Source organism: Acidaminococcus sp. AM05-11, assembly GCF_003472805.1.
Lineage (GTDB): Bacteria > Bacillota > Negativicutes > Acidaminococcales > Acidaminococcaceae > Acidaminococcus > Acidaminococcus hominis.
This window is the reverse complement of record NZ_QRMX01000074.1, coordinates 1-666: the sequence shown is the minus strand read 5'-3', so window position 1 is coordinate 666 and position 666 is coordinate 1. Positions and strand designations below refer to the sequence as shown.

Below are 666 nucleotides of genomic sequence, written 5' to 3'. Positions count from 1 at the left end.
GCTTTGAGATATTATCGCAGGCAAAAAGAGAAAATCTTTTACACGGGTCAAAAGATTAACCGCCTCAAACAAAAGCAGGCTAACCTGCTGAAAGAGCTTCAGAGCAAAGATTTGCATCTCTGCTTTGGCTCAAAGAAGCTGTTTTATGCACAGCATAATCTTGAAAACAATAATCTGACAAGTCATAAGGTCTGGTTGGAACATTTCCGTGAGCAGAGAGATAATCGTTCCTTGTATATCGGAGCGAAGGATGAATTTCGCTGTAATCAGATACTGCAACTAACACCAATGGTACACTCGGGTAAAGGTAATCGTTTCGTTATTCAGCTGCGTAAGAACACAAAAGCTCGGGAGTACGTTTATGGAGCTTGTATTTTTAAGTATATGAGCAGCTTGCTAGCAAAAACCATTGTACAGAAAAGCCATGGCGTTAGCTATCGTATCGTATTCCGTGGCAGCAAGTGTTATCTGCAAGCTATGGTAACGTTCGATATAGATACCGACAGCTACAGGACCCGAAAAACGTATGGAACGATTGGCTTGGATTACAATGATGGCTTTATCGAACTTGCCGAGACCAATGAAACGGGAAATCTTGTCGGGCTAAAACACTATGATTTGCATTATCATGGTATGGGAAATAGAGCAAAGTCCGAAATTCGAGAG

General features: G+C 41.4%; 1 pseudogene. It reads left to right on the top strand.

Annotated elements, in window-relative coordinates:
* Nucleotides 1-666 (top strand): annotated as a pseudogene (locus DW089_RS11400) (hypothetical protein); the annotation flags it as partial.